The organism is Agrobacterium rosae (assembly GCF_002915175.1).
Classification (GTDB): Bacteria; Pseudomonadota; Alphaproteobacteria; order Rhizobiales; family Rhizobiaceae; genus Agrobacterium; species Agrobacterium rosae.
This window is the reverse complement of sequence record NZ_NXEJ01000012.1, coordinates 1-22,405: the sequence shown is the minus strand read 5'-3', so window position 1 is coordinate 22,405 and position 22,405 is coordinate 1. Positions and strand designations below refer to the sequence as shown.

Genomic DNA, 22,405 nt, shown 5'->3' with positions numbered 1-22,405 from the left:
CCTGCGGGGCTGATTTCATACCAGCTTTGGTCGAAGAAAGAGGTCGCTCAGTGGCTATGATGCGCGGTCTCGCCGATTATGCTGGGGGCCGCCGCTCCCACCTGGTAGGGCTGTTGAGCAATCGCTGCACCTCGGAATCAACGCGGCCGTGTGAAAGCCCCGCTATGCCGAACCTGTCAAAGAGGGACGCGAGCAAGGGCAGAAGAATTTCGGCTAACCTGCCTTCGACATCGTCTGACGAGAGAGAGGTTTCCAGTACTGCCTCGTCGCTTCGTGCCGCGTAGCCTTCAATGAGCATCTCACTTAAGGGGTTTGCCCATGAGCGAAGCACCCGACCGGTTAGACCTGTGTACATCGCGCGAAAATGGATCGTGACGACGCTGTCTAGCTCCCGTTTGAGCAACGATGCCAGTCGTTCCGCGTGCAACAGAACTTCGCCCATGCGCCATAGGGGAAGCGTCGTGTCGAGGATGCTCCCGGCTGGAAACGTCTCGTTACTGTCTTCCTGATAACCCCGGATCAAAAACATGTTGCCGGCCGGGGCGGCTCGCCAAAAATCGCAATGGGCAGGATCGCTGAAGCCGCGTTCAAAATCGTTGCTTTGCGGCGCAAGCCAGCACTCGATGACCCCGTCGATCTCACGGGCTCCAAACTCTTCGCGCGTTGGCAGGAAGAATGGCGGCCATCCTGTTTTTCGGACCACTGCCTTTTCAAGAATGCGTTCGAAGGCACCCAGATCGGGGATTTTCAGGTCACCTTCGAGCCAATAGTCAATCCGATAAAAGCCATTCGGGAACCGTGCAGGTGAGTCCGTTGGAAGGGGTGTGGTCAGATGCCGCCAACGCTCTGACGCCTGACGGACAAAGCGCGACTGAGCATCCCCCTCCGCAGGCTCGTCGACAAGACCGATGACCCGCAGGATGTCGAGAGCTTTTGCCAGCGTCAGTGTCGTGTCGCCACGTTCGAAGGCCGCCATCGTCGGATAGCTTACGCCCGCAAGCGCTAAGTGGTCCTTCTGGGTGAGACCCTCGGCCTTGCGTCGACGCAAAGCTTCCTCGACGATGCGCTGCCAGGAGAGCGGCGCTATGCTTCCAGTATTCTCAAACATGCGTTGTCCACAATCTCTTTGAACCTGTTCATGAAACCATCCGGCGGCTCGGCATCGGGCGGCTGGATGATTGGTGCGGCCTTCGCAACCTGACGCTTCAACTTTTTGAACGCCTGGTTAACGGCTGATTCAGGTAAGCCGATCGCCTTGCCAAAGTTACGAAAAAGCCCCTGGTCGGCATCTTCTAATTGAACCCTCTCACCGCCAAACGATAGCGCCAAGGTCTGGTCGAATCCGTCATAAAATGCGGTATTCACAACGTCATAGGCTGGGGAAAGACGCAGGCCACTCGCAGTCTCCAGGAGCGAGAAATTCTTCAGATGTCCGTCGCAGTTACCGATGAGCGCGAACAGGACCAGACGGTTAAAAAATCGATACAGATCGATCTGCGCGCGAGATGAGTGCTGGCGAATGATTTCGGCCACATCCTCGTAAGCGGCGTCATATTTGCCGCCATAGTCCTGCCCCTTGGGTTTGACGAGAATCTGCGCGCAATCTTCAAGTCGGAGCTTCTCGCCCTTTGCCGTTCTATCGAAACGCGTAACGATAAGCCCGGTCTCATCGATAGCTGCTATATAGGACATCTGAAATGCAGTCACTTCGCTTGGGCCGAGGACGGCCGCCGTCCATCGAAGGCTAAGCGCTTCATTGCGCACAAGACTGGTGATCTTCTCGGAATTGAACTTAGCGATATATTCAGCCGAGCCTGTAGCCTTTGCCGGAACAAACTCACCCTTGGCATCCTTAGTGACGAGCAGCTTCTTTTGCACGCCGGATACCGTGCGACCGGGACTGGCCGTCGCCTCCGTTATCTCAGGAAGATCTGCGGACCCTTCAGGTGGGCTAACGCCGACGGCTCCGATGCAGTCTGCGCCGTAGCGGAGGAGCAGTCCGAGATCGTCTTCTTCGACCACGTGCGCTGAGCGAGCTTGCTCTTCGCGCAACCAGCCTTCAGGACCAAGGTGCTGGAAATAGGGATGCAGCCCCACCGCCCAGTCGTGTTCGCGCTTTGTCGAGGGCAGACTGCAGGCGATATCACCCTTTTGCCAGTCGGCATTGTAAGAAAAGCGTGTCCCTCCTGCTGCGGTCTCCGTAAGGGTGCCGGCCACCTCTTCCTTAAATAAAATGTCGGCAGTGCGGAGTGGCATTAATCAGACCTCCATGAGAGCTTGGCTTGGCACGAAAAGGCACCAATTATCAATCTATAAATGGCATATTGAAGATTATCTAGAGAAAATCAAGTCATAGATTGTTTTCTGGAAGCTTGCGCCTAGAATTTAGTTATTTGATCATTTCGGTTGGCCAACGTAGGATTTTCGTCAAGAGAAGAAGGTATAGCTGAATTCTAAGCAAGCTAAAGTGGCCCTGTTGAGGCAAACCTCTCTACCCAAGTCATTGAGCGCTGGATACACGTGTACTTCAATCTTTAGGGTGAACACAGGTTAGCGCCACGACTGCCATCTGATTAAGGCGTACCTGGTAGCATCGTTGCTACGTTATTGTTGGCGGCTATCTGCGCTCATTGCTACCATCATCTGGACCGCTTGCGGCCCTGTCAGCCAGATGAGACAAACGACGTCCGTTGGTGAGGAATTTCAGCTCGATAGATCTCCTCTAATTGCAGGGTCGCCTGTCCGAGGCTGTTCAAGGCGATAGGCTCTGTGCGAAACACACAAGGTTGAACAACTAATTTCCTTTACTAACTTAACGAACTTGACGAGATGATAGCAACTGGTTAAATTCATTTTCGAAAGGTTGATTGTTATGCCCCTCACAAAAACGTCAGCAAGCGAAACTCCCAATATCGCTCTATCGATGAAGCTGCCCCGCAAGGCCGATTTCGAAAAAGCGTTGCTCAACCAGTATACCAAGGCGGTGCAACTGAGCCAGAAGGCTGGCCATCAGGTGAGTTTCCGCGTCGTCGTGGATCCGCGCGCCGGAGCGCAGACAATTTCGATCGTCGAGGAAGACCCGCTGGTTGGCGACGGTGCGTATCCGGTCGAAGAGGCTGGCGAACCGGACGACGAACTCAAGGCAGCCTTGTCCTCCGCACGAGAGCGCGGCCATCGCCGTGTTGCAGAGATACTCAGCGAAGACGATATGCTCAGCGCCGACGCCTTTTCAGACCTTCTTGGCGTTTCGCGGGTCACGGTCAATACAAAGCGTCAAAACGGCCAGGTGCTCGGCCTGGATGGCGCTAAGCGAGGGTTCCGGTTTCCAGCCTGGCAACTTGATCAGGACGGCCGGCCCTATGCGGCGCTTTCGAAATTGCACGAGATCCTGGCGGGTGCCTGGGCCGTTTACCGCTTTCTTGTTTCGCCCCACGGTGCGCTTGACGGTCGCACCGGGCTCGACGGCCTGAAGCGGGGCCGGGATAGCGACGTGATCGCCGCAGCCGAGGGCATTACCCGCGGTGACTTCCGCTAAATGGCTGGTATCAAGCCGCCAGCCGGTTTCGAGCGTCAGCCGCTCGATATCGAAAAGATTCCGTCAGGGCGTCGCTTTGGCCGGATCTACGCAAGCACCTTTCCGGACCCGCTGGGATTTGGAAAGACGGCGAGCCGTTTCAGCGACCCGCGCCGACGTGATGCAACGAAGCGCTTCGGCGTTCTTTATCTGGGCGAAACACTCAAGGTCTGCTTCCTCGAAGCGGTCCTGCGTGATCGCCGCGACGGTCTTGTCGGCGATCTTCCGATTGAAGAAAAAGAGATCTATGCGCGGTGCTACGCTGAGGTCGAGACGATCTCAGACCTCAGCCTTGTTGACCTGCGCGACGATCACGCCATCAGGATGGGAGTTCCGACGGACGTTGCGAAATCCTCGCGTCAGAGCCTGGCGCGCTCCTGGGCGCTGGCTTTCCACGAGCACCGGGCGCTTCCCGACGGCATCATCTATCCATCTCGCCTGAACGGCCACACAAATATAGCTGTCTTCGAGCGTGCCGTCCCCAAGCTGGCGCCGGCCCGGGTTGTGCCACTGATCGGCGCACCAGGGCTCGCCGCGGTCATCAATGACCTGCGTGTGAGTCTCGTTGATTTCCCTTGAAACATTGTCGGTTTGAGTGCTGCTCGTTCAAGCCGGTTCGGTTGAGGAGCCTGCGTTCGTCCGGCATTGACGGCATCATCTTCGAGCGTGCTTCTCGTCGGTGAACGACAAATTCAGCGTTTCCTGCAGCTTGCCCAGCGTGCCGTCCTTTCGAAACCGAATTCCCGACACCATGAAGCTGACGCTGCTGCCGCCGGAATACAGCGTTACGCCCGTAACCGACAGCCGCAACAGTTTCCCGCGGCTTTCGGACGTAACGATGTCTCCAGGCACGATTCCAAGGATGGACCGGGCAAGCGCTGATCGTTCCGCTTCGAGTTCGGTATCCCATCGCTCCAGTTCTGTTTCGACATGGCGGAACGCGTCGCGCGCGGCTTGAAAGGGACGTTCTTCCCCAAACCACAGGCGATCTACGACCGAAAGGATTTCTCCCGGGACCTCCCTCTGCATTGCGTAAGCGGCGGTGCTCATCATCTCGTGGACCCGTTCCGCCTCTTGCAGGGCGCGAAGCCGGTCCGCATAGGGCGTGATTGCCACCCTCGAAACGACCGGCGAGAGCACCTTGTTGGAAGTGGACAAGAAGTCGACCGGCATCACCTCCCGCAGGCCGATCCTGTTGGTCGCATGCCGCTCGGGCGGCTCTTCCTCGCGCCAGGACTTGCGGTTCCATTCCACCCAGATCTCGCGAGCCGAGACACAAAGCCAACTATCCAGGAACAAGTGCGATTCCGGGGAATAGAGGTGGTGCGTCGACCAAGCGTGATCTGCCGCCGTCAGCGGCATCACCACATGCTGGAGTTCTTGATCCCTGACCATCGCCGAAAGGGCGGCAATCCGCTCCTGCAACGGCACTGTCAGACGGACAAAGATCACCGGCCCGTCCGCCATGAACGATGTTCGTTTGCTCTCGGTCTCGAATACCACGAGTTGCTGCCGCGCCATTGGCAATAGGCGCTCAACGAGTTTGGCAACGCTGTTGCGAACAGACGGTCCCCATCGCGTGGCGATGCGACCGTCTTCGACCCAGGCCTGTGCCCGGCCTTGAATGAGCAGCAGGATCTGTGCTGCCACATCGCGATCGAGATTGGCGAGCGGTTTGGCCCCTGGCGGTGAAGCGATACCGGCGCCCCGATTGTTCATATCCGACAACGCCATTTCGAGGAACTGGCGCTGCAGTTTCGAAAGCGATTCTGCTGTTTTCGCACGCAACTCGTCGCGTCGCTTGGTGTCGAGTTCCTCGCGGAAAGCAACCAGGGCCGGTCGGCGTGGTCGCTGCCCGGCTTGCATGCGGGCCCAATAACCGCGAGGCGGCTTTGGGACCTGCAGCTTGGTGCAGAGTTTACCGATCGCCACGTCCGAAAGGCCAAGTTCCTTGGCGATCTCGCTGGTCGGTTTCTCCCATACGAGGGCGAAGAGTTCTTCCCTGGATAGTTTCCGTTTTGGCATCTTCATGCATCTTTTTCATGCGAGCGCCTTCACCAAGGCGACACCTGTGGTTTGGAGCGGGACATTTCGGATAGGCCGCCGCGATCCCATTGGCGGTCGAGCCTAGCCGTTGGGCTTCGGCCTTGCCTTCCCCTTCATGCGCACCGTGACAATCTTCGGGCTGTCGCCACTTCTCTCCACATCGACGATGCCGGAAGCCTCGACGAGGTCGGTGAGGCGGGCAAAGCCGTAGTTGCGTGCATCGAAGTCTGGCGATTGTTTCGCCAAATGGGCGCCGACACGTGCCAGGTTGGCCCGACCGTCTTCATCGGCCGACGCGGTCACAGCGTTTTCGAGCATCTTCAATGCGGCAGCGTCAAGCTTCGGTTTTGCTGGCGCCTTGGCGGGGGATGCCTTGGCCTCCTTCGCTTTCGATACAGCGGCCGGTTGCGGATCGTGGCGCGGCGCCTCCGGCTCGACCGAGTTGGCGTTGAGCACGTCGAAATAGACGAACTTGTCGCAAGCAGTAATGAAGGGGCGCGGGGTTTTGCGTTCGCCGAAGCCGTAGACGGTGACGCCCTGTTCGCGGATACGTGAGGCCAGTCTGGCGAAATCGCTATCGCTGGAAACGATGCAGAATGCAGAAAAGCGGCCGGTATAGAGCAGGTCCATCGCATCGATGATCATTGCGCCGTCCGTGGCATTCTTTCCCGTCGTGTAGGCAAATTGCTGGACCGGTTGGATGGAATGCTCCAGTAGGCACTCTTTCCAGCCGTTGAGGTTGGGCTTGGTCCAGTCCCCATAGATGCGCTTGACACTGGCGGTGCCATAGGTGGCGATCTCGGCCAGGAGCCCACTGACGATTTTTGGGGAGGCATTGTCGCCATCGATGAGGAGAGCCAACGTGTCGGATGTGCCGGTCATCTGTCGAGCCTTTTGTTGCAAGCATCCCTTTTTGCCTTAAACAAGCGGGTTCCGCTACCTGGATACTCGAAGCATTTTTTGCTTGGGGTCTAGGCAATCTGCAACACGCTGAAACGATGGCAGTTGCCGTGCGGAACGGTTGCGTGGGCGGCAGTCGGTTCCGCCTTCCGCTTCGCGGAGCTGTGCTAAGGCTCCTGCGGCTGCCTCTTTCCGGCGCAACCGCGCCGAGAATTCCCGCTTTCCCGTCCTGGCGGTCCAAGTTTTCGTCCGCATCCCCAACCGCCTCAGTTCCGCATGGAAACCACCTGCGTGTGGGTCTAGTCGATCTCCCTTGAAACATTGCCGGTATGAGCACTGGTCGCTCATCCCTGCTCGGTTGAGGAGCCTGCGATCGTCCGCCACTGACGGCGTCGTTCTTGAGCGCGTCGCTCGTCGATGAAAGACAAAATCATCGTTTCGTGCAGCTTGCCCTGCGCTCGGTCCTTTCGAAACCGAATTCCCGACACAATAAGCCGACGCTGCTGCCACCTTAATACGTCGCTAGTCCTAAAGCGATTGTCTTGGATTTCGCCGGCGCACATGAGAGGAGATGAAACGGTACTCTTCGTCGTCGGTCTGGGTCCATTCAAGTGCCCCTGATAACCAAACAGATCGAAGCGCAGGGCGAATGAACGTTTTGCAGGGTCGGCTGGTTTATCGTGAGTCCGCGTGCTTTGGCTTGACCGCTTCGAGGTGCAGCAATGCTGCCGTGTCGACGGCTTCAACGAGGGCCTGGGTGCGCTCGATCAGCCATTCCAGCGCTTCTTTCGTAATCTCGTAATGATCCGAATAGCGGGCTTTGACATAGGCTTCATTGAGGATATTGAACCACGCCATAAAGCGCTGGTTGTTGCGCGGCCAGACATCGATCAGGACCGGCTCTAACTCTTCGGTCAAACTGCGCAGAAACCGGATGTTGTGGGATGGCGGGCTGTAGTTGGTCTTGATCAAAAGCAGCGTCGAGTAGGCCTGTTCCACCGCTTGATGAAGCTCAAAACTAGCGTGTTTGAACTGACCCTTCTGAACCAGATATTGGGCTGTATCGAGAAACGATTTCATACCAGGTAATTTGTTGTAATAATACTCACACGCGATGCGCCACGCCTCATGCGGTGGCAGCGCTTCCGGTTCAGCCAAGGGCTCTCCATCGATATCATAAAGCGCAATGCCGTCGTGGCGGATTTCGACGAAGAAGTACCGACCCTTCTTCAGCTCCGTGTTCACCTCACGCAGGGAATGAACGATGACGCTGACGGGTGCACTGATCTCACCGGTGCGCGCCAGCCGGTCAAATGCCCTGTTCCAGTAGGCGGTGACATCGGTCAGCTTGCGATTATTAACGATGACGAGAATGTCGTAATCGGAACGGTAGCCTTTTTTGGTGTGAGGTTCATCGACGTAGGTGCCACGGGCGTAGGAGCCGAAGAGGATGATTTTGAGAATGCGGCCTTTTTTCTTGAAGTCGGCGGTTGCACCTTTGAGCGCGTCGTCGAACTCTTCATGCAGGATGTCGACCAGCCGTTTCAGTTCTGTCTGCTTTGCGGGAGGCAGATGATCCAGGCTGGTTCTCATGGATGTTTCCTGATCCTTTTGAAACGGTTGACCGCGATGCTTGCTTGGCGATGATCTTCGCCGATCATATCAGCGCCACATCGTTACCGTCCGGTTTACAGGACGGATCGGAAATGACAACGGTGGCGTCCCTTCAGCCCGCATATGATCGGACAGGGGTAGAGGCATTGTCGACTTGACGCATGTCACTCCTCAAAATCCTGGTCCGACCTTGATAGGTTCGTCAACTGTGGCGAGCGTGCTGGTCTAGCCACGGCGCGACCCAAGCTCCAATCGGCAAGCACGCCGATAAGTGTGGGGTCCACCTTCACTGAGTGACGCGACTCTCCCTCATCCGGTCCTGGTCGAACCGGGACTGAGACTGGATGCCCCGCTTGCCAAGGCGGGGCTCTCTACCAGAGATCACTTGTTCAGTGCATCCTTGAGCGCCTTAGCAGGCGCAAAGGTCAGCTTCTTTGAAGCGGCAACCGTCATCTTCTCCCCGGTCGCGGGATTGCGGCCCTCGCGCGCAGGTGATGCCTTCACCTTGAATTTCCCGAAGCCTGGAATTGACGTTTCAGCGTCGGAGCCTGCTGCATCTGCGATGGCCTGGAACACGGCTTCAACGATACCCTTGGCCTGGACCTTGGTCAGGCCGTTGTCCGCTGCAATCTTTTCGGCGATTTCATTTGTTGTGGTCATGGAAATTCCTCGGATATTCTTACAAAAGAAAAATGCGTGTCAGCTTATGACGACTTGTCATTGGTTCTCCTGTCAAATGCTGGAAGTTTCCAAAGTTCGTTTTGGGAGATACCCCTCATGCGCTTTCGCGGAGGACATCGAGGAAGAGAAGGACAGCCCAGCTCTCGTTGTCGAACAGATGCAACATCTGCCGTCCGCGCGTGCCAATCCGGCCCCAAGCGCGCAAGAGATAGCGCGCCGAACAAAGCCGGCTGAACAGTAAGTGCATAAACCGCGCCATGTTCTTTTCCGGCGCAATACGCTCGACATAGAGGTGATCGGGCTGCGTGATCATGACGGCAGAATCGCTCATCTGGATTCTGCTGACCAACGAGAGTTTTGAATCGGACCACCAATGTCGATTCATTACATTGATCCGTCCGTGCACGGATCATTCGCACAAGTGTTGGCGCGATCCGTCCAACCTCCGGCCCGTTTCGCTGATCCCGGTCAAGCCTTCGCTTCCGTGAAACCATTTGACTAAGTCCTCGAGGCAGCCTGAAACTCTGCTGCGTAGACTTTGATCTCACCGAGACCGGCCTTCAGCGCGATCCTGCCGATGCGCTCGGCTTCGCGTGTTTCTGCTTGTCTCAGCTGATCCTGCAATCTGGCGATTTCTTCCCTGATCTTCGATGATGGCTTCTTCATTCCGGTCGCATCTCCCTGGAAATCTTGCGGCGTCTGTTCCGCTGCAAGATTTCCTCAAAAGCACGTCCGAAGGAATGTGCAGATCTGCACGTCGGCAAAGCCGACACTTTGGAGGATGATCCCGCCGTTCCGAAGGAGCGGATCCAAGGGCGCAATTATACGTCGCTGATGCGACGTGCTTGCCCACGGCCCTTGGCGGGGCCGTCGTAGGGGGGGCAGAACAAGAGCAGTCGAAAATCGTACGCTAAGCCCGAACGAAGCATAAACAATGCCATAGCTCGAGTTTTAGGCATTCGATCTCTTGGATTGCCATCGACATGCGCCAGTTTTTGTTTCTCTGTCCGGCCCGACTCGACGACGCTCAGCGCAGAACTCCGGCTTGGGAAAAGGATTAATGCTCGGCGCTGCGAAAATTCTATCGAAGATCGCTTGGATCCCTGCGTCGTAGCCAATCAAGAGCTCTGAAAAATTCGGCAGCGTGTCGCACACAAATGTCCCTTCTTCCATGACTTACTGCTCCTAGGTTACTTCTGGGGCGCCTAAGTCCTCACATAAAAATTGGTCGATCCACCATCGTCCAGCAAGATTTCGGTCGGCTCCTCTGCAGAAAGCTGTAATCGTAGCACACTGCGATCATCTCTTTCTGGAGCAACTGACTGGCCGCCACCAAGGAATGCTTCCTGCTCGCTTTCCGGCAATTCCGCCCAGAAGCCATCGGTGGCAAGAAGAAGCGTGCCGCCGGCCTTCTTTTCTGCGAGGACGTCTAGGGTCATGAACTCCCTAGAACGAAAACTCTTGGTGAGAAGGTGCCTCGTGGGGGATTTTGCGATCGCATCGAGAGGTATGTCCGCCAGGGCGTTTGCAAGGGTATGTGGCGTGACTTGCCAGTGTACCTAGCCGTCGTGTTTGCCGAGAAGGCAATCTCCTGAGTGAAGAACCGTAAAGGAGCCCGTGTCCCTTAGGTGAAAGAGGATAATGCTGGTGGACCCCCTCGGAAACGAGTTTCGAAGGGTGTGATTAATCTCCCGAAGCTTGGCTTGCATGAGCTCGTGGCCCCACGCATCGTCGGTTCCGGCAAACCAGTCGACGACAGCTTCGACGATTGCCCGTGCATATCCTCCGTTGTTCGAGCCGTTCGTGGCACCTCAGCCACGATAGCGAGGAATTCGCCATGCCTCCCGGCGATCCCTGCATGGTCGCGATTGTCGTCGGTGCGCGTTCCTTTTTGGCTCAACCATCGGGCCTCGATTTTCATTGTGCGGTGCCATCCGCACAATTGCTTATCGAGACAAACCTGTCCTTGACGATTTCTACACGACCGATGGGCCCGCGGATATTGCCGTCGAGGAAATCGTCGAAGTCACCTTGTTCGAGGAGCGCACAAAATCGTCCGGCAATGAAATTTCGAACGTCGTTGCCGGCCGCCGTGACCTCCGCAAGGAGTTCCTCCCTGCCGTCGACGATAAGGAGGATGTCTTCAGCGTCACGGCTCATGATCAAGTCGCCGTTTCCCCTTCCGGCATAGGCCTCGAGCTTCGTCGCAAGAAACATTGGCGGCGTCAGGATCCGAATCGCGAGGTCTTCTGAGAGCTGGTAGTGCTGTGCCGTCTCGATTCCACCCGCGTACCATCGATTTCCAAATCCGAGGATAGCCGAATCATCCGGCATGAAGTCAACCATGAGCTTGCCGAGACGCATGCGGCAGATCACCTCCTCGTCGGCGGCCTCCATAAAGCCCCGTTGTCGAAGTTCTTCCTGGAGCTGTGCCCAGGCGGGAAGGCCCGCCAGGTCAACGATCAGGTCGATGTCGTCTGTGGCACGCACATCCTCGAGCGTGACCAGATCAGTGATGAATAGCGCGGTCGTACATCCGCCGACGAAGACTAGGCGCGAGCGGAGGTCTTCGCCAAGGGCCGAGGCAACGGCTCTCATCATTTCCAGCAGTTGAGCGCGGATCGCTGTCATTTGCTCATGATCCTTGACTTAAGGCGGTCGGTCGCGAGACCAACTTCCCGCTGGTTCCCCAGCCGGATCGCATCGACCAGCGCAAGGTACTCGTAGAGTGCGTCGTCCTTCAGTACTGCGTCCGGCACGGTCTTGAAGAGCGGCTCCACCGCCTGCCCCATCTCCCTTCCGTTGGCATAGGGCCAAACGTAGTTGTACGTCCCGCCGCTGATCAGGAGTTCCGTGAGCATAGGTGCGGCGAAGGCGGTCGGTACGCCGCGCTGCATCGGCCCAACTTGGGCGGGGAAGACGAACTTTAGCCCGGTGGTAATGAAGCCGAACAGGTTCCTTCGGCTTGGCCTAGGCTCGTTCTTGCTATTATCTTTTCGCGCGATACCTGATGCGACACTGCGCTTGATCGACTGCGCTATTTCGGTCTTGCTGATCCCGAGTAGCGCCTCTAGGTTCCGAACAGAATAAGGGTCTCCCCCCACGGATTCCGATCGCAACTGATCAATGCCCTTGGTGAGTTCCTGGTCTTGCAGGCTTACCAGCTTTAGCAGGACGACTATATCTTGGCTCTTCATAAACACTGTCCTCTGTCCTAGGACTGAGGACAGTTAGCCCGAAGCAGTACGTCCTGTCAATATGTGGACACCGCGCCTAGAATTAATGGTCTGTGGCAAAAAGCTCGATGTGACACACCAACTCATCGACTTCGCTAGGGTGATTGCTACCCATGGACAAAGGTTGGATGACGACGCCACATGTCGAATCTAGAAAATCATACAATATCGACAATTTAACCTAAATGACTGTTTTATCGAAATTTCACTCTGCCAAAATTACTCTTCAACGGTTCGAATCTCATCAAGAGCTAACCTATTCAGATGGTCGTGTCATCCGGTTCATCATGAAAGACCGTACCATGCACCGCGGCCTGCACCGTGCAGGACGAGGTGCCCTTGATCCACAAGTGCCTTGAGATGATCCTTGATTGTGTGACGGCTTGCATGGGTGATACGTGCGGCCTCCGCAACCGTGATCCGCCCATGCTCGCGCGCTAACTCGAGCAAGGTGACGGATAATTCCGGCATGTCGGCGAGAATAATACGCTCGCGCTCCATTTTTTTTTCAAGCCGGATCTTTTGCCGATGCAGGGCACTCAAAAAGAACTCGATCCAGGGGTTCCAGTCGGGCTCGGCGCTGCGGATCGTTCCCTGCGTGCGGCGAAGCGAGATGTAATAGCTCTCCTTGCTTTGCTCGATGATACTTTCGAGCGAGCTGTAAGGGACGTAAGCGTAACCGGCCCGCAGGAGCAGCAAGGTGGTCAGGACACGTGATAGGCGGCCATTGCCATCTTGGAACGGATGGATTTCTAGGAAAACCACAACGAAGATCGCGACTACCAAAAGTGGATGGAGCCGTTTTTCGCGCCCTTGCTCATCCAGCCAAGCGATCAGTTCTTCCATACGACGTGGCGTATCGAACGGCGAAGCCGTTTCGAAAACGATGCCGAGGCTCTCACCCTGTTCGTTAAACGCTTCCACATTGTTGGAGAGAGTTTTGTAGGCGCCGCGATGCCTCTCATCCTTTATCGAATGCGCAAGAAGGTCGCGGTGGAGCTGACGGATATGATTTTCAGTAAACGAGATAGCTTCGTAAGCAGTGAAAATGGTCTCCATAACCTCCGCGTAGCCGGCGACCTCTTGCTCGTCGCGTGTTGTGAATGACCCCATGCGAATGTTTGCCAACAGCTTTTCGACGTCGCGGTCGGTGAGGCGCGCCCCTTCGATACGTGTAGAGGAACCGACACTTTCGATCGTGGCGACACGCCTGAGGCTGGATAATCGATCAGGCGCGATCCGGCCGATCGCACGCCAGGCACCTTTGAATTCGTCGATTTCGGCGATCAGCGACAGGATTTCGGGCGTGATTCGAACGGTAGCCTTAGTTAGAAATTCCATTTTATCATCCATTCCCATCCGATTCCTGAAACGAAGTATGCGCCATTAATGCATCCGTTTCCATCCAATTTCCCAGCGCATAGTTTTTCACATCTGCAGGTTGATCGCGAGCCGATTCAAACTTTTTCAGCGAGACGAGAGAAGATGCGAGAGGACAGCTCTCAAAAATTCGAGACGGTCATCCTATGGGACCTTAGCTGAGTATTTCAGCCCAGAAGGTGATGTTCGCGACGAGGAAATATAGGCGGCTCTTTGCGCGGGGGCGCAGGTGGCGGCTCAAGACGATCCACGACTTGCCCAAGCGATGGCGCTCAATATCCTTGGCCGCCCAGGTTTTGCGCATGGGCCTGCCCATCGCTTTTCGCAGACGTTGGTGAACAATGATGTCGGTGAGAATGTCCTAACGGATCTTGATCTGGAGGTAATTGAAGCAGCCCCCCGAGATCATCGAGTCTGCAATTTTGGATATTCAGGCAGTGTCCAACCGCGCAGGCGTTCCAGCCCGCCCGGTCGGGCGGCCCAAGTATGCTTTACCAGGTATGACGATGGAGCGAACAACGATCGAGACTAACCCCTAGCTCACCTTACCCTGTGGCAGGTGATTTTTTGTAGGTTGTCCGTGACCAGCGTGAGCATCAAAGATGTCTTTTGGTAACAACAGAGGAGGGTGAGAGAACGTTCCGACGGTTCATGTCAATCAAGAACTGTGATAATTTCAAGATCGCTTGCGACGCCTTGCTCGTGGCCCGGTAACACAACCCGGCACAGGAATTATTGGTCACCATCGATCGTAGTGCATACCGTTTAATTGTCGCTTTCTGCGATACCTGGCGAACCAATTGTTGCCCGCACCCCCGCGACAGCCTCGCTCACGACTTGGTAAAGCTGCTCGCGCGTTGCTCCATCTCTAGCTTGAACGGAAAGACCTTGAAGGATGGTGGCAAGGAAACGAGCAAGTGACCCTGCGCGATCGTGATCGAGCCACCGCTGCAGTCCTGTTGAAATGGCATCGCGCATCTCGCGCCGCCGCTCGCTCAGCTCAGCAGCAAGCGCCGCGTGATCGGGAGCGCATTGAATCATGCCACTTGAAATCATGCAGCCGAGCTCTCCGGCAGGATCCGTGACGGCGTCGACGGCATTGCGCAGCATGCGATCAATAGCTTCCGTAAGAGACATGGAAGCAGGTGAGCCGATCTGTACGCCACGCGGCTCGAAATAGCGATCCAGCGCCTCCCTATACAATCCAGTTTTGCTACCGAATGCCGCATAGATGCTTGGCGGCGCAATGCCGATCGCTGACGTGAGATCGTTCAATGATACACCTTCGTATCCATGCCGCCAAAACAGCCGCATTGCGGTATCCACCGCCTGATCGCGGTCGAACGTTCTTGGGCCTCCGCGCCGCTTCTTGCTGACCTTATCCATAGCGATCACTAAAGATGACTTGACATAGAAAGTCAAGACTGTATCGTTTAGTGATCACTACAGATAATACGCAAGCACGCATGCAAAGCTTTTGTGAGCATCTGGAAAAGCGAGACCGAACCCCCGGGCAATCACGCCTGCGTTTTATGTTAGGAACCCTATGACTATCAAGCTACCACGAAGAGCAGCACTCGGGACATTGGTGTCCCTTTTGATGATCGTACTCAGTTCGATCGCATCGGCTGCCGAAAAAAAATATACAGTAAAATCATCCGATGGCGTTATCATCGCCGTGCAGGAAACAGGCAACCCGGATGGGCAGCCGATCGTGTTCGTCCATGGATTGCTAGGCAGCCATATTAATTGGGACAAGCAGACCGGTAGTCCAGAACTGCAAAAATATCGGATGATCACGTATGACATGCGAGGACATGGCCTCTCCGGAAAGCCAGACGATGCGAAAGCTTATAAGGACGGCCGACGTTGGGCTGATGACCTTGCAACTGTGCTGAAAGCTTCCTCGGCCCAAAAGCCGGTTCTTGTCGGATGGTCACTTGGAGGCGTCGTCCTTTCAAACTATCTCGCAGCATATGGCGACGCCAGTATCGGTGGGTTTGTTTATGTCGATGGAGTCATTGAGTTGACAGGCGCGTTGATTACTTCGCATCCGCAAGTCTATGAGGGATTGGCTTCCGATGATCTAAGGACACACCTCGACACAGTCCGCACGTTCCTCGCCTTATGCTTCGAGACGCAACCTAACGCTGCAACATTCGAACGCTTGCTGTCGAACGCAGCGATGGCATCGTGGGTCATGACGCGATCAACGCCCTCGATGACGGTTTCAGTAGCAGAGGGACTGCCAAAGGCGAAGGCTCCAATGCTGTTGCTCTACGGAGCGAAGGACAAACTTGTTAACACCCAGCCGAGCATTGATCGCGCCCGAGAACTGAATCCGGGCATAAAGACCATCATTTATGCGGATTCGGGCCACGCGCCGTTTTTTGAAGAGGCCGCCCGCTTCAATCGCGACCTTTCTGGTTTCACGGATTCGGTACACAGCAAGAGCTGATCAAGTCAGCCGCACCTGACCCTTTCATCTCGTCAACTTCCGGGCGTCCTAGCTACTGATTTGCGACGCCCATGAACGCTCGCCTTAGCCATTTTTAGAATGCGCTCGGCAACGTTTTTTGCCCACCCTGAAAGATAGTACGCCCGCTGATGGTGCGGGCGGCTCTTCCTTTAGCCTACGCCGAAGCGCTGATCTGGAGATCCCTGGCGAACAGTTGGGCCATTCGCAGTTTGCGTGGCAGTGTTGCGTCAAAGTCTGTTTCATGTTGAACGCATATGATGATCTCATCAAAGCGATGCGCCTCCTCCCGCAAAGCTTCGAATTCAGGCGGCCCACTCCTCTTCCCAAAGAGACGTCTGTTGGAACAGCGACGCACCTCCCCCCAGTCGTTGTTCGATTCTTTTGGAAAGCCTGCCGCACTTCCTCCCGCGGCAGGCTTTTTTCTTTCAGGAACGTCGCGTCGAAGCCCTGACGAGTTGCAGTCCTAGTTGGACGCTTGACAGTGAGCACTGAGCCCAGTGAGGTCTCTGTAATCTCAGGCATTTGGACAATGTCCGAGACGACCTTAGTTCTGTTTGGCCGCGTCAAAAATGGAGGTTTCGATCCCTGAGCTTCATTTGTCCGCGCCCGTGCTTTGAGCTACAGCAAATAGGTCTCGGTTCCGAGGGCTCAGATCCAAGAGCTATAACGGTACCACCTTGAGGATTTCGTACCACTGGGCTGCACGTGATCGCAGCTAGACAGAGACAGATTTTTGTCGTCACGCGCAGCGATTTAAGCGTCGTTTTGTGACTGAACGTCAGGCTCGGAAATCTTTTATTGGCAACATGATCGGTCTTGACCTAGAAAAGACCCATGTCAGAACAGGACGACCATATTCATCCGGAGGCGGCAGTCGCCCCCGGCTATCTTGCCAACCACGCTGCCCGCGTGTTCAATCGACTGGTGGATACGGCCCTTCGACCGTACGGGCTTTCGCTTTCTCTCATTGGACCGATCATGCTTCTGTCCTGGAAGGGGCCAATGCTCCAGCGCGACATTGTGCGGTCTTCAGCCGTCAAGCAGCCAGCGATGGCAGCGCTCCTGGACAAATTGGAAGCAATGGCGCTCATCCGTCGGTCACCCTCTTCAAGCGATCGCAGAGCGGCAATGGTGGAATTGACGAGCCAGGGCCAACAGGCAGCCTTGCGCGGGCGCGAGGCGCTATTGGCGGCAAATGCTAAAGGACTGGAAGGCTTCTCATCCGCGGAGGCAAGCTCGATGGTGCGCCTGTTTCAGCGGCTGATCGACAATTTCGAGCGCTGACAGCGGAACAAACATATCATGAGTGATGTTCTTTGCGAAAAGGAGAACATCTTATGTCCCGCAATATCCTCATCAGTGGCGCAAGTGTCGCAGGTAACACGGCCGCCTGGTGGCTGGGTCGCTACGGCTTCGACGTGACAGTTGTCGAACGTACCCCTCAGTTTCGAGACGGTGGCCAGAATATCGACATCCGAGGTATTGGTCGTGAGGTGCTGCGCCGGATGGGGCTGGAACGGAAAGCGCTCGATCGCGGGACAGGCGAAAAGGGGACCGTGTGGATCGACGATAAGGGCGCAGTAGTTGCCAGGTTCGTCACAGAGGAACTCGGTAGCGATGGCCCGACAGCAGAGATGGAAATCTTGCGTGGAGATCTTGCCCGCCTCTTGTATGAGCCTGCCCGTGAGCGCGCGACTTTTCGCTTTAGCGATCACATCGAGCGGATAGAGGATGGCGCAGAAAAAGTCTCGGTCGCTTTCGCGAGCGGGCAGACCGCACATTATGATGCGGTCATCATTGCGGAGGGGGTAGGCTCATCGACACGCGAACTCGTTTTCCCTCAACAGAACGACCCGCGATGGATGGACCTCACTATTGCCTATTTCACCATATCTCGACAGGCCGACGACGACCAAATGTGGCGCTGGTACAATGCGACGCAAGGCAGGAGCATATCGCTGCGACCTGACACGCATGGAACCACACGGGCCATGCTATCGCTTCACCAGCCACCGAATGGCGAGCATGAATGGAGTGACGAGCAGCAGAAAGCCTATTTGCGCAAGCGCTTCGCCGACGCGGGCTGGCAGGCTCAGCGAGTGCTTTCCGCTATGGAGGAAACAGATGACTTCTATTTCGACGTGCTGCGCCAAGTGCGGATGAGCCAGTGGTCGAAGGGGCGCGTCGTGCTCACCGGCGACGCTGCATGGTGCGTGACGCCTCTCGCAGGTATCGGAGCCACACTCGCCGTCACAGGCGGCTACGTACTTGCCAGCGAACTTCAGCGTGGCGGCGATGTTAGGCGAGTCTTTTCTGCATACGAGGAAGCAATGCGGCCAATGGTCAAGAAAGGCCAGGGCGTGCCGAAACTTGCGCCTCGTATGATGAACCCCCACAGCCAGCTTGGCATTAGCGTGCTGCATAAAGTCCTCAACATCGCAAGCAAGCCGGCTATCCGCAGCCTTGCCGCCAAAATTTTCGCAAGCGAACCGGACGGGCCCGATCTTTCTCGCTACGACGCATTCATGGCAAGGATCGAAACTGGTGATCGCGGGCCCGTTGCTTGATGGTGGCATTTCCATGGAGCTTTACAGCCCAGAAATGTATTCCGATTCGAGCGAATTCTCAAAAAAATGATATCGAAGTCCGGCTTCTCTCAAGAAAAGGTCGAATTTTTTTCTCGTTGAACGTCGCATCTTGGCAAGCGGTGCCTGTAGTCTACTAATTAATGTATAATTTCGATTCCATATTCTTTTCTAAGGAATTTGGAAATGGGCGTGTTTCGCCGGTTAGCAAAATTGATCAGAACCCAAACCGAGCTCGAGGATACCTTGAAGTGCCACTTCAGTCGTAGATGCCGAAGATATCAACGGCAGCGTCCACCAATATACCTGTCTAGGCATGTTTGAGTGACTTATCGATCCCTTCGACGGCCCGTTATATGCCAACTTTCCCACATTTCGGTACGCCAGTCCGGTCTGCCATCTGTCCAACGACAAAAGAGGTGTGCCTGATCGGAAGATAGGTGAGGCCGATTATCGTCTGGATGGTGACCGCCAAACCCAACAGTTGCACCTGCATGGAAACGTTAAGTCCAGAGGTCGAATCATTGCAGGCGATGCCTTATCTAAATTCGAGGATCACCCCGCTCATATGATGGGCTCAATAACCAGCCTATTCCTTGATGTCTGCGCCAATGGAATATTTTGCTCCTTGAAAAAGCGCCCTGTCTGCTCCAAGTCGCTGGGCCGTGCGGTCTCAACGCGATTCCGCCCAAGAGCTTTCGCGCGGTACAGCGCGCTATCGGCGCTTGCAAGCATCCCGGCGAGGTCGTGGCAGTCTGGTTCCGCAAGGCCGATACTGACGGTGGCCTGGATTCTCAAGCCCTCTGCCCGAGCGGCTGCTTTGGCAAACCGGCTTGCGATCGCCGAGCCGCGACTGAGAGCTTGGAAATGGTCGCACCCTGGCAGAAGCGCAGCGAATTCCTCACCGCCCAGCCGGACAATAAGCGCTTCGGGCCCCGCTTCTTCGCGGGCGGTTTCGGCGAACAGCTGCAAAACTCTATCTCCGGTTGGATGTCCATGACGGTCGTTGATCGCCTTGAAGTGGTCGAGGTCGAAGGCGAGCAGTGAGACGGGGTCACCATGCCGCTCCCGGAGGATCCGAGATGCCTGCTCAAAAAAGGCGTGACGATTTGCAAGCCCAGTCAACTGATCGGTTTGTGACATGCGGAGCAGGTGCAGCTTTTCCTCCTCTCGAATGATCATCAGAAAAGACATCGGCATCGCTACCGAATACAAGACGGCCTCGTACATCGTCGCCTTCCCGATGATGGAGATAATATCTTGCCCGTACCGTTGAAGTAGAACAGGAGCAATGAACGCTCGGCCAAGATAGAACACGGCATGGACGGCCGAGATCGATACTGCGATCGGACGTGAGCGCAATCGCTGGACTGTGCGGCTGCGCAGAAGTATCCATGCTGTCAGGCCGCAGGCCAGCGCGATGGGGATAGACGAGACATGGTTCCAGAAGGCGGCCGGGAAGTGCGTGCCGGCGATCGCCCAGGCGATGGCTAGGAAGCTTAGCGCTGCGACGGACGACCAGAGATACCGGTGACCGTCGAGGCCGGCGATGGCGTTAAGGACCAGAAGGTAGCCCAACATCATCAGGATGTTGATCGCCCCCATGCCGAGCGTGGCCGGAAAGTGGCTGCGGTTCATTGCAAGCATGCAGCCGAGAACGAACGAGAACAGTGCCGCGGCCAGAACACCGAGCACGCGTGCGCGACCTGGATGAGCCTGCCTCTCCCAAAGGAGAAGCGACGCTGACACAAGGAGCGTTCCAACGGTTAAGTACCAAAGGGTTTGTAAATCGATCTGCATTGCTCTGCCCGCCTTATGTAAAAGCTTACAGGGCGGTCTTTATAAGATTCTTTACGTCGCCTCTCATATTGCTGACATGGTTGGCGTAGCGTTAAGCGTGCTGTTGAGTGCTGGCACTAAAGCTAGGGGTGCGATCCGCAAAAGGGTTCGCCGGCTGATCGAATACGACGGTACAAGGGGACTGTCTCGCGAGAGTCGTATCGGTGCTGAACTATCGCCAAATAGGGGGAAGCCCCCTGCGTTCGCTTGCCGAGTAAGTCCGCGCATTGAGGGCTGCTTCCACAATGGGCAGGGCATGCGCAGGGATCGCGAAGACTATGGTGAGAAGCAGGCCACCAGAAACTAGCGGTTGGCCCGATCCGCATTTGCAGCCGTCATACCGCCAGCTTTTGCGACGCTGGGAACGGATCAGGCCTATCCTGCCAGAGCTCCGGCATGCATCCAGCTCTGCCCGAATAGCCGCCTGGTTCCTGGGATCTGCGCCGATGAGGACGATCTCCTGCTGTCGGTCACCCACTGGACAGAAGCTCTACGACAAGCTGATCCGACCAAGGCGCCGTTGAATGGGGCGATAGGCGCTCACTACAAAAACGCTAGAGCGAGTTCAAAGCTTGGAAAGGTCAGCATCGGCGGCTATCTGAACCGTGAGGTAGTGATCGTGATGGTCGACGTACCACACATAACGGCAGTTCATGCTGACGACTGGCTCGTTGAACCGCGCCGCCCTAATGAAATGCGCGAAGTTGATGACGTAGCTGCGGAGGGTGAGGCCCTTGCAGACACCCGTGCCGGCGGCGGCGAAGTCCATTATCTCAGGTTTGAAATATAATGGAACACGGCGCAAAGCGTGTATTCTTTTCCGAAAGACGTGAGGCTTGTGATCGATAACATAGAGAGGTCCAAGACGTCATGTCAAGCTCCACAAGCATGATGGTGGGCCTCAGTCCCGATATGTCATCTTCGGCGATTGGGAACTGAGAAAGTTTGTCTATTGGGGACTGGCGCTAGTCCTTCTTTCGCGGTTTGCCATAGGCGCTCGGGCTGGCGCAATGGGGTTTTGATTGGCACCCACGCTCCGCAGCGAGAGCGCCAAACATCAACCCAAGATGCTCGAGCTTCTGAGATGCCGTCTCTTCACCCCATACGCCATTTCGTTTGAAGCCGACTGCAGTCAGGGTCGCGTTCTTGAACGACATCAGATTGGCCATTTCAAGCGCCAAGCGGGCAGGGGCGTCAATTACCCCTGAAAGCATATCGGAGTCTTCCAGCTCGTCGTTACTTTTATCGACCACATTACGCGGTGATGTCATCGGTCTATGAGAGCCGCCGTAAGTTACGCCGGGGAAGCGGATCGCATAGCGTTGCTTCGTTGCCAGCGCCTGGTAACGACGGTACTCCGTCGCACCCGTTAAGATCACGCGCCTTACCCATTCAAGAATTTCGGCACGCTTTTACTCTGGTAATAAGTTGAAATCATCCGGCAGATGCCATGCCAGACGTCGGCGCTCTGCGGGCGACACATCGTCACCGATATCATATCCGATCCCGGCACGAGACTGGTAAGGAAGCTTCTCCTTGAAATAACCAAGTGGCAGTCGGTACCGTCGCTCTATGCGATTGAGAATTTCCAGGTTTGCCACACTGGGTGGCACTTTCGTCCCCTTCAGCCAGCTCAGCAATGTCGTTGCTTCGAGTGTGTGACCATCCCGGAATATGGCGCGATGCAAATGGTAATAACTCTCGCCGAAGCGGTCGATATGGAATTGGAGAGCAGCCTGAAAAGATATCGGTTCCTCATAGTCTCGAAGAGCGGCTCCGGGAACTCTTCGATGGGCTTGGGCTTCGGACCGGGTTTTGATCGATAACTGGCTTTGGCCGCGTCAGGCGTGCTTTTATTCAAAAGGCTTTTTGCGCGGCAGCTTGTCTTTGTTGCTTTGCCTGTGGCCGAGGTAGTTCCATGTCTGGAACCCGGTTCGGTCAGCCAACGTGAGATCGAATCGAAACCGTATTGGGCAACTCTCCTGAGTTCTGCTGATGTTTGCTCGTTAGCGTCCGGTGAGCGGACTTTCGGTCAGCATCACTCAATCCTGTCTTAAGCGGCCCATCAGGC

General features: G+C 55.9%; 23 protein-coding genes and 2 pseudogenes. 5 read left to right on the top strand and 20 right to left on the bottom strand.

Translation table 11 applies throughout. The features are described from left to right. Positions 1-76: 76 nt before the first annotated feature. Positions 77-1,108, bottom strand: a complete 1,032-nt coding sequence (locus CPJ18_RS22845) for a helix-turn-helix domain-containing protein (protein ID WP_103660113.1) — start codon at positions 1,106-1,108, stop codon at positions 77-79. Further along, the gene (locus tag CPJ18_RS22840) at positions 1,084-2,256 is read right to left on the bottom strand and encodes a type II toxin-antitoxin system HipA family toxin (RefSeq protein ID WP_103660112.1); all 1,173 of its coding nucleotides are present in this window, start codon (positions 2,254-2,256) and stop codon (positions 1,084-1,086) included. Before CPJ18_RS22840 ends, CPJ18_RS22845 begins: the two co-directional genes overlap by 25 nt. A gap of 616 nt (positions 2,257-2,872) precedes the next feature. On the opposite strand from CPJ18_RS22840, the gene CPJ18_RS22835 reads away from it, so the two are divergent. Continuing rightward, positions 2,873-3,535 carry an XRE family transcriptional regulator gene (locus CPJ18_RS22835; RefSeq protein ID WP_103660111.1) on the top strand — a complete coding sequence of 221 codons (663 nt, stop codon included), beginning with the start codon at positions 2,873-2,875 and terminating at the stop codon, positions 3,533-3,535. Next, positions 3,536-4,153 carry an RES family NAD+ phosphorylase gene (locus CPJ18_RS22830; protein ID WP_103660110.1) on the top strand — a complete coding sequence of 206 codons (618 nt, stop codon included), beginning with the start codon at positions 3,536-3,538 and terminating at the stop codon, positions 4,151-4,153. A 75-nt stretch (positions 4,154-4,228) separates the two neighbouring features. Here CPJ18_RS22830 and CPJ18_RS22825 read toward each other — a convergent pair whose 3' ends face one another. From CPJ18_RS22825 to CPJ18_RS22770, 13 genes and pseudogenes are all read right to left on the bottom strand, one after another. Then, a complete protein-coding gene (locus tag CPJ18_RS22825; RefSeq protein WP_245445469.1) occupies positions 4,229-5,605 on the bottom strand; it encodes a hypothetical protein in 1,377 nt (458 codons plus the stop codon). Between the two features lie 96 nt (positions 5,606-5,701). Continuing rightward, positions 5,702-6,502 carry an NYN domain-containing protein gene (locus CPJ18_RS22820; RefSeq protein ID WP_103660109.1) on the bottom strand — a complete coding sequence of 267 codons (801 nt, stop codon included), beginning with the start codon at positions 6,500-6,502 and terminating at the stop codon, positions 5,702-5,704. Positions 6,503-7,195: 693 nt separating this feature from the next. After that, positions 7,196-8,113: a nucleotidyltransferase and HEPN domain-containing protein gene (locus tag CPJ18_RS22810; RefSeq protein WP_103660107.1), complete on the bottom strand. Its 918-nt coding sequence runs from the start codon at positions 8,111-8,113 to the stop codon at positions 7,196-7,198. A gap of 402 nt (positions 8,114-8,515) precedes the next feature. Continuing rightward, positions 8,516-8,794, bottom strand: a complete 279-nt coding sequence (locus tag CPJ18_RS22805; protein ID WP_103660106.1) for an HU family DNA-binding protein — start codon at positions 8,792-8,794, stop codon at positions 8,516-8,518. A 115-nt stretch (positions 8,795-8,909) separates the two neighbouring features. Next, complete coding sequence (locus CPJ18_RS22800) at positions 8,910-9,146, bottom strand: WGR domain-containing protein (protein ID WP_245445468.1); 237 nt, start codon at positions 9,144-9,146, stop codon at positions 8,910-8,912. 78 nt (positions 9,147-9,224) lie between these two features. Continuing rightward, positions 9,225-9,481 (bottom strand): annotated as a pseudogene (locus CPJ18_RS27655) (TraC family protein). 285 nt (positions 9,482-9,766) lie between these two features. After that, complete coding sequence (locus tag CPJ18_RS26650) at positions 9,767-9,988, bottom strand: hypothetical protein (RefSeq protein WP_143239488.1); 222 nt, start codon at positions 9,986-9,988, stop codon at positions 9,767-9,769. A 32-nt stretch (positions 9,989-10,020) separates the two neighbouring features. Continuing rightward, entirely contained in the window at positions 10,021-10,254 is a 234-nt protein-coding gene (locus CPJ18_RS27265) for a hypothetical protein (protein WP_245445467.1), read from the bottom strand. 478 nt (positions 10,255-10,732) lie between these two features. Continuing rightward, the gene (locus CPJ18_RS22785; RefSeq protein ID WP_103660104.1) at positions 10,733-11,446 is read right to left on the bottom strand and encodes a hypothetical protein; all 714 of its coding nucleotides are present in this window, start codon (positions 11,444-11,446) and stop codon (positions 10,733-10,735) included. Continuing rightward, positions 11,443-12,012, bottom strand: a complete 570-nt coding sequence (locus CPJ18_RS22780) for a hypothetical protein (RefSeq protein WP_077122446.1) — start codon at positions 12,010-12,012, stop codon at positions 11,443-11,445. Before CPJ18_RS22780 ends, CPJ18_RS22785 begins: the two co-directional genes overlap by 4 nt. 324 nt (positions 12,013-12,336) lie before the next feature. Next, the gene (locus CPJ18_RS22775; RefSeq protein ID WP_244910381.1) at positions 12,337-13,404 is read right to left on the bottom strand and encodes a Fic family protein; all 1,068 of its coding nucleotides are present in this window, start codon (positions 13,402-13,404) and stop codon (positions 12,337-12,339) included. 181 nt (positions 13,405-13,585) lie between these two features. After that, positions 13,586-13,735, bottom strand: coding sequence for a hypothetical protein (locus CPJ18_RS26905; protein WP_153367018.1), 150 nt, complete (start codon positions 13,733-13,735; stop codon positions 13,586-13,588). Positions 13,736-14,196: 461 nt separating this feature from the next. Continuing rightward, positions 14,197-14,817 carry a TetR/AcrR family transcriptional regulator gene (locus CPJ18_RS22770; RefSeq protein ID WP_077122444.1) on the bottom strand — a complete coding sequence of 207 codons (621 nt, stop codon included), beginning with the start codon at positions 14,815-14,817 and terminating at the stop codon, positions 14,197-14,199. 214 nt (positions 14,818-15,031) lie between these two features. On the opposite strand from CPJ18_RS22770, the gene CPJ18_RS22765 reads away from it, so the two are divergent. From CPJ18_RS22765 to CPJ18_RS22750, 3 genes are all read left to right on the top strand, one after another. Further along, entirely contained in the window at positions 15,032-15,889 is an 858-nt protein-coding gene (locus CPJ18_RS22765) for an alpha/beta fold hydrolase (protein ID WP_245445466.1), read from the top strand. A gap of 855 nt (positions 15,890-16,744) precedes the next feature. Continuing rightward, the gene (locus CPJ18_RS22755; protein ID WP_103587907.1) at positions 16,745-17,194 is read left to right on the top strand and encodes a MarR family winged helix-turn-helix transcriptional regulator; all 450 of its coding nucleotides are present in this window, start codon (positions 16,745-16,747) and stop codon (positions 17,192-17,194) included. A 53-nt stretch (positions 17,195-17,247) separates the two neighbouring features. After that, the gene (locus CPJ18_RS22750) at positions 17,248-18,477 is read left to right on the top strand and encodes an FAD-dependent monooxygenase (RefSeq protein WP_103660102.1); all 1,230 of its coding nucleotides are present in this window, start codon (positions 17,248-17,250) and stop codon (positions 18,475-18,477) included. 582 nt (positions 18,478-19,059) lie between these two features. Here the strand turns inward: CPJ18_RS22750 and CPJ18_RS22745 are convergent. The 5 genes and pseudogenes from CPJ18_RS22745 to CPJ18_RS26895 form a co-directional block, all read right to left on the bottom strand. Continuing rightward, entirely contained in the window at positions 19,060-20,295 is a 1,236-nt protein-coding gene (locus tag CPJ18_RS22745) for a GGDEF domain-containing protein (protein ID WP_245445465.1), read from the bottom strand. 374 nt (positions 20,296-20,669) lie between these two features. Next, positions 20,670-20,809: pseudogene (locus CPJ18_RS27650) on the bottom strand (GTP-binding protein); the annotation flags it as partial. Positions 20,810-20,899: 90 nt separating this feature from the next. Beyond that, positions 20,900-21,103 (bottom strand): hypothetical protein, encoded by a 204-nt coding sequence (locus CPJ18_RS27645; protein ID WP_103660101.1) that lies wholly within the window; start codon positions 21,101-21,103, stop codon positions 20,900-20,902. A gap of 196 nt (positions 21,104-21,299) precedes the next feature. Continuing rightward, complete coding sequence (locus CPJ18_RS26900) at positions 21,300-21,713, bottom strand: hypothetical protein (protein WP_167397966.1); 414 nt, start codon at positions 21,711-21,713, stop codon at positions 21,300-21,302. Positions 21,714-21,746: 33 nt separating this feature from the next. Continuing rightward, complete coding sequence (locus tag CPJ18_RS26895) at positions 21,747-21,947, bottom strand: hypothetical protein (protein ID WP_167397965.1); 201 nt, start codon at positions 21,945-21,947, stop codon at positions 21,747-21,749. Positions 21,948-22,405: the final 458 nt, after the last annotated feature.